This is a genomic window from Paenibacillus sp. P4_A7 (genome assembly GCF_056402455.1).
Genome location: NZ_JBFUHJ010000499.1, coordinates 1 through 4,669 on the forward strand (window position 1 = coordinate 1; position 4,669 = coordinate 4,669).

Here is a 4,669-nt window from a genome sequence, read left to right on the forward strand (position 1 = left end):
GGTACAGGTCGTGCTTGACTGGACGCCGAATACGAATCATACCGGACTATATGTCGCTAGAGATAAAGGTTTTTTCAAGGAGCAAGGATTGGATGTTGAGATTATTCAACCAGGTGAGAGCGGGGCTGACCAAATGGTTGCATCCGGTAAAATACAGTTTGGTATAAGTTACCAGGAGTCGATTACGATGGCACGTATTGCCGGTGTTCCGCTTGTGTCGATTGCAGCTGTTATACAGCACAACACATCGGGCTTTGCATCGCCGCTAGCCAAAGGGATTGACTCCCCGGAAAAGTTCGAAGGGAAAACATACGGCGGCTGGGGCGCGCCAGTCGAGGAAGCCGTTATCACTTCACTTATGCAGGAGAAAAAGGCTGACGCTAGTAAAGTGAACATGATTAGCATCGGCGACAGTGACTTTTTTACAGCGGTGAAGCGCGATATCGACTTTGCTTGGATTTTCTACGCATGGACCGGTGTAGAGGCGGAGCTTCGCGGTGAAAAGATCAATATGGTTTATTTGACCGATTATAGCGACAAACTGGATTATTATACACCTGTACTTACGACAAATGAAACGATGATCGCCGAGAAGCCTGAAATCGTTAAAGCATTTACATCAGCTGCGGCGCAAGGCTACAAATATGCAATTGACAATCCTGAGGATGCAGCTGAAATTTTGATCAAAGCAGAGCCCGATTTGAATGCTGATCTTGTTCGGGCCAGTCAGAAGTGGTTGAGCCCGAAATATCAGGATGACGCTGCTCGTTGGGGTGAACAGAAGCTTAGTGTGTGGGAAAATTACGCGACATGGATGTTTGAGCACAAGCTGCTTGAGAAGGAGCTAGAATCCGAGAAGGCGTTTACGAACGAGTTTTTACCGGAATAATTAATGATGATAATAAACAGCAGAGAAAGCAGGAGATCATATGGCAAATGCATTAGTTAGCATTCAAATTTTACCAACAACACCAGGGGGCGAAAGCGTCCTTCCTTATGTGGATCGGGCAATAGAGATCATCAAGGCAGCTGGCGTACCTTACCGCGTCGCACCGCTTGAGACAACGATGGAGGGCGAGCTTAGTCATTTGCTAGGCGTAGTGCAATCGATGAGCGAAGCGATGACAGAGATGGGCTGTCCATCCGTTATATCACAAATTAAAATATATTATAATCCGGCCAAAGGCGCTTCGATGGGCCGCTTGCTAGAGAAATATCCAGATGGGCAATAACAAGAGCGTATGGTCTAAAATCTGGCCTCCATTGGCGGTATTTATAGCATTGCTCGTGTTTTGGCAGGCGGCTGTTATGTTGGGGGATATTGACCACTGGATGCTTCCTTCACCTGTTACAATTGTGCAAGAGGCCATCAAAGTTTGGCCAAGGCTAATGGAACATACAGGAGCGACGGTACAGCTTACACTGTACGGCTTTGTTGGCGGATCGGCGGTGGGCTTCGTGCTCGCCGCTTTGCTGCATCTTATTCYAGGTGTGCGGACAGCCGTTTATCCACTGCTCATTTTATCTCAAAACGTACCAATCATCGCTATTGCACCTATTTTAATGATGATGTTTGGGTTTGGACTGCTGCCGAAGGTGCTGCTTGTTATGATGGTTTGCTTTTTTCCTATAACAATTGCGATGCTTGGCGGATTAACGAATACAGACGTGCAGCTTCGCAATTACTTGCAGATGATCGGCATTCGCAAATGGCAGCTGTTCTGGCGCCTCGAGCTGCCGCATGCTATTGTTCATTTGTTTTCGGGCTTGAAAATAGCAGCATCATACAGTGTATTGAGCGCGGTTGTCGCAGAATGGCTGGGTACTAAAAAAGGGTTGGGCGCTTTTATGCTGCTATCATCCAAAGGCTTTATGCCGGGACGTGTATTTGCAGCCGTTATTATTATCATTATATTCAGCTTGACGTTATTCGGCTTAGTAAGCTTGGCCGAGCGTTTAGTGATTCGCTGGCGTCCTGCAAAGGATGCAGTTACAAAATAGGTTTGTTGCACAAACCAAAGATTATGCTTACGAAGTAGGTTTGTTGCACAAACCTTTTGGGAGGAGTAACGAATGAGCGATACAATAGGGCGACCTCCGAATACGTTAGAAGTCGTACGAGTGCGCAAACAGTTTGGAAAAGGCGCTTCCATTAAAGAGGTGCTGGGTGGATTATCATTTTCCGTTGCCGACGGTGAGTTTGTCTCTATTATTGGGCCTTCAGGAAGCGGGAAAACGACATTGTTTCAAGTCATTGGAGGACTGGAACAGCCGAGTGAAGGCGAGATTTGGATTAATGGACAGCAAACAACTGGCGAGCGCGGCCACATCTCCTATATGCCACAGCAATCGGCTTTGCTGCCCTGGCAAACGGTTGCGGGAAATATCGAGCTGTCGTTGACCATATCGGGCTTAGACCGCGGTACTGCAAAGTTGAAAACGAAGGAATGGCTGAAGCGAATAGGTTTAGCTGAATATGCGAATGCGTATCCGCATGTGTTGTCCGGCGGGATGCTGCAGCGCGTATCGTTCCTACGAGCTTTACTAGCACCGCAGAGGCTTATGCTGCTTGACGAGCCGTTTGGTGCACTCGATGCTTTAACAAGGTTGGATATGCAGAAATGGTTGACGTCTATATGGGAAGAAAACCGAAGATCGGTGCTTCTGGTTACGCACAGCATAGAAGAAGCCCTGTTTCTTTCGGACCGTGTTATCGTACTGTCCGCTAAGCCAGCTGTCGTACTAGAGCAATTCAACGTAACGTTTGAGCGGCCTCGCAGCGAAGCTCTCTGGACCAATCCTCAATTTAATGAGTTAAAGCAGCGGATTTACGAGATGCTTAAAACTGGCGTATATGAGGGTGAATGATAGGGTGGAGCAGAATGAAATTCAACAAGAAAAAATAGATTTAGCTTATATAGATGCGCATCTGCATGTTGATTTGTATGCAGCGGAGGAACGAGATGAACTGCTGAAGAGAGCGTTCTCAGAAGGGATTGCAGCTGTTGTTGCGGTTTCCATGCATTTGCAGTCATCAATAGTGAATAGAGGGCTTGCGCTGAGTTACCCAGGACGGGTACATCCCGCTTATGGTTTCCACCCCGAGCAGCAGCTTCCAACCGAAGCAGAGCTTGATCAGTTGTTTGCTTGGATAAGAGTGTGTCATGAAGCGGGAGAGTCGTTTGCAATTGGGGAGGTTGGTCTGCCTTATTATACGCGGACGGAGGCTGAGACTTCAGGTAATGCTTTTGATGAAAAACCTTACCTGGAGCTGCTGAATCGTTTCGCAGCTCTTGCAGCAGAGTTGGATCGTCCAATTATACTGCACGCCGTATATGAGGATGGAGATAAAGCATGTGACATATTAGCGAAACATGGCGTACGCAGAGCGCATTTCCACTGGTTTAAAGGCAGTGAACAATTGGTAAAACGAATGATTACTAGCGGCTATTTGGTATCCGTGACACCAGATGTTGTCTACGAGAAAGAGATTATGACAATCGTAGAGCAGTATCCAATAGAACTGTTGATGGTAGAGACTGACGGACCATGGCCGTTCGAAGGACCTTATGCAGGCAGACAAACAAAGCCTTCTATGGCAGCTGACGCGGCAAAGCATATCTCTCAGATAAAGCACTATTCGGATGTTCAGGCAGCGGAGATATTGCTTGCTAATACAAAAAGATTTTATGGGATTGAATGAATCTATCAGTACGAATCATATTTTGCTTAGGAATGATCCTGTATCCCATGCGGCTGCAGGATCATTCCTTTTTGTCCGTTGCCATCATAGCTGCCGATGCATACAAAGAAATAACAGCTTGGTTCATAGATAACAATTTATAAGTAGTCACTTATAGAGGTGTTATCTATCTCCGCGAAACGAACGCTTTTGCCGCAATCGCAATGACTGCAACAGCTGTTTACGCATTTGAGGTTCATATAGATCTGCGAAGAAGGAGGCATGAGATGGCTGCAATGACAAGAGATCAATTTTTTATAATGTTGGCTCCTACAGTCATTCGGGTTAAGCGAGAAGGATCGACGATGTTCCCTTCCGTTAGATTGGCGCAAAATTTGCTCGAAACCGGAGGAGTTATTCATTCATGGAATAACCTAGGAGGTATAAAGGTTGGAAGCGGGAGGACGAATGACTATTGGCACGGCGAGGCAGTAGTTAAGGGAACCTGGGAATATATCGATGGCCGTAATGTAAATGCAAAGGCGGCATTTCGAGCGTATAGCAGCGTCTATCATTTCTATAAAGACTTGGATTTACTGCTGGCCATACCACGTTACGAGCGTGTGCGTAAAGCGCTAACGCCAGAGCAGCAGGCTCAAATGCTCTATGAATGCGGCTATGCTACTGATCCGGCTTATCCTAGCAAATTAAAATCGATTATTCAACAATATGATTTAAAGAGATTTGATCTGCTGGGCATCAAGCAAGTTCCGAACCCTGGGAAGTTGAAGGATGCTTCGCCAGTTGTTGTCACCTATAAAGGTCATGTGATTTCAGACGGATATTTGATTAATGGATCTGTTTGGGTTGCTGCTAGATTAGTAGGAGAAGCGCTAGGCGCAGTCATTGATTGGAATGGGAGTAAGGTAACGGTAAACGGTGTAGAACTCGAATCTATTCTCTCTGAAGCAACAGGCTATGTTAAAG

At 46.4% G+C, this 4,669-nt stretch carries 6 protein-coding genes; all 6 read left to right on the forward strand.

Annotation, left to right across the window (positions count from 1 at the left end; translation table 11 throughout):
* Positions 1-889: ABC transporter substrate-binding protein (locus AC1DWN_RS29705; RefSeq protein ID WP_477562470.1), on the forward strand; the 889-nt coding region annotated here is incomplete at its 5' end.
* A gap of 40 nt (positions 890-929) precedes the next feature.
* Positions 930-1,232, forward strand: a complete 303-nt coding sequence (locus AC1DWN_RS29710; protein ID WP_477562471.1) for a thiamine-binding protein — start codon at positions 930-932, stop codon at positions 1,230-1,232.
* The gene (locus AC1DWN_RS29715; protein WP_477562472.1) at positions 1,222-2,001 is read left to right on the forward strand and encodes an ABC transporter permease; all 780 of its coding nucleotides are present in this window, start codon (positions 1,222-1,224) and stop codon (positions 1,999-2,001) included. The genes AC1DWN_RS29710 and AC1DWN_RS29715 overlap by 11 nt, the downstream gene beginning before the upstream one ends.
* Positions 2,002-2,073: 72 nt before the next feature.
* On the forward strand, positions 2,074-2,868 hold the full coding sequence (locus AC1DWN_RS29720; protein WP_477562473.1) for an ABC transporter ATP-binding protein: 795 nt from the start codon (positions 2,074-2,076) through the stop codon (positions 2,866-2,868).
* Between the two features lie 4 nt (positions 2,869-2,872).
* Positions 2,873-3,703, forward strand: a complete 831-nt coding sequence (locus AC1DWN_RS29725) for a TatD family hydrolase (RefSeq protein ID WP_477562474.1) — start codon at positions 2,873-2,875, stop codon at positions 3,701-3,703.
* 266 nt (positions 3,704-3,969) lie between these two features.
* Positions 3,970-4,669, forward strand: a 700-nt coding sequence (locus tag AC1DWN_RS29730) for a glycoside hydrolase family 73 protein (protein ID WP_477562475.1), incomplete at its 3' end; no start/stop codon positions are given.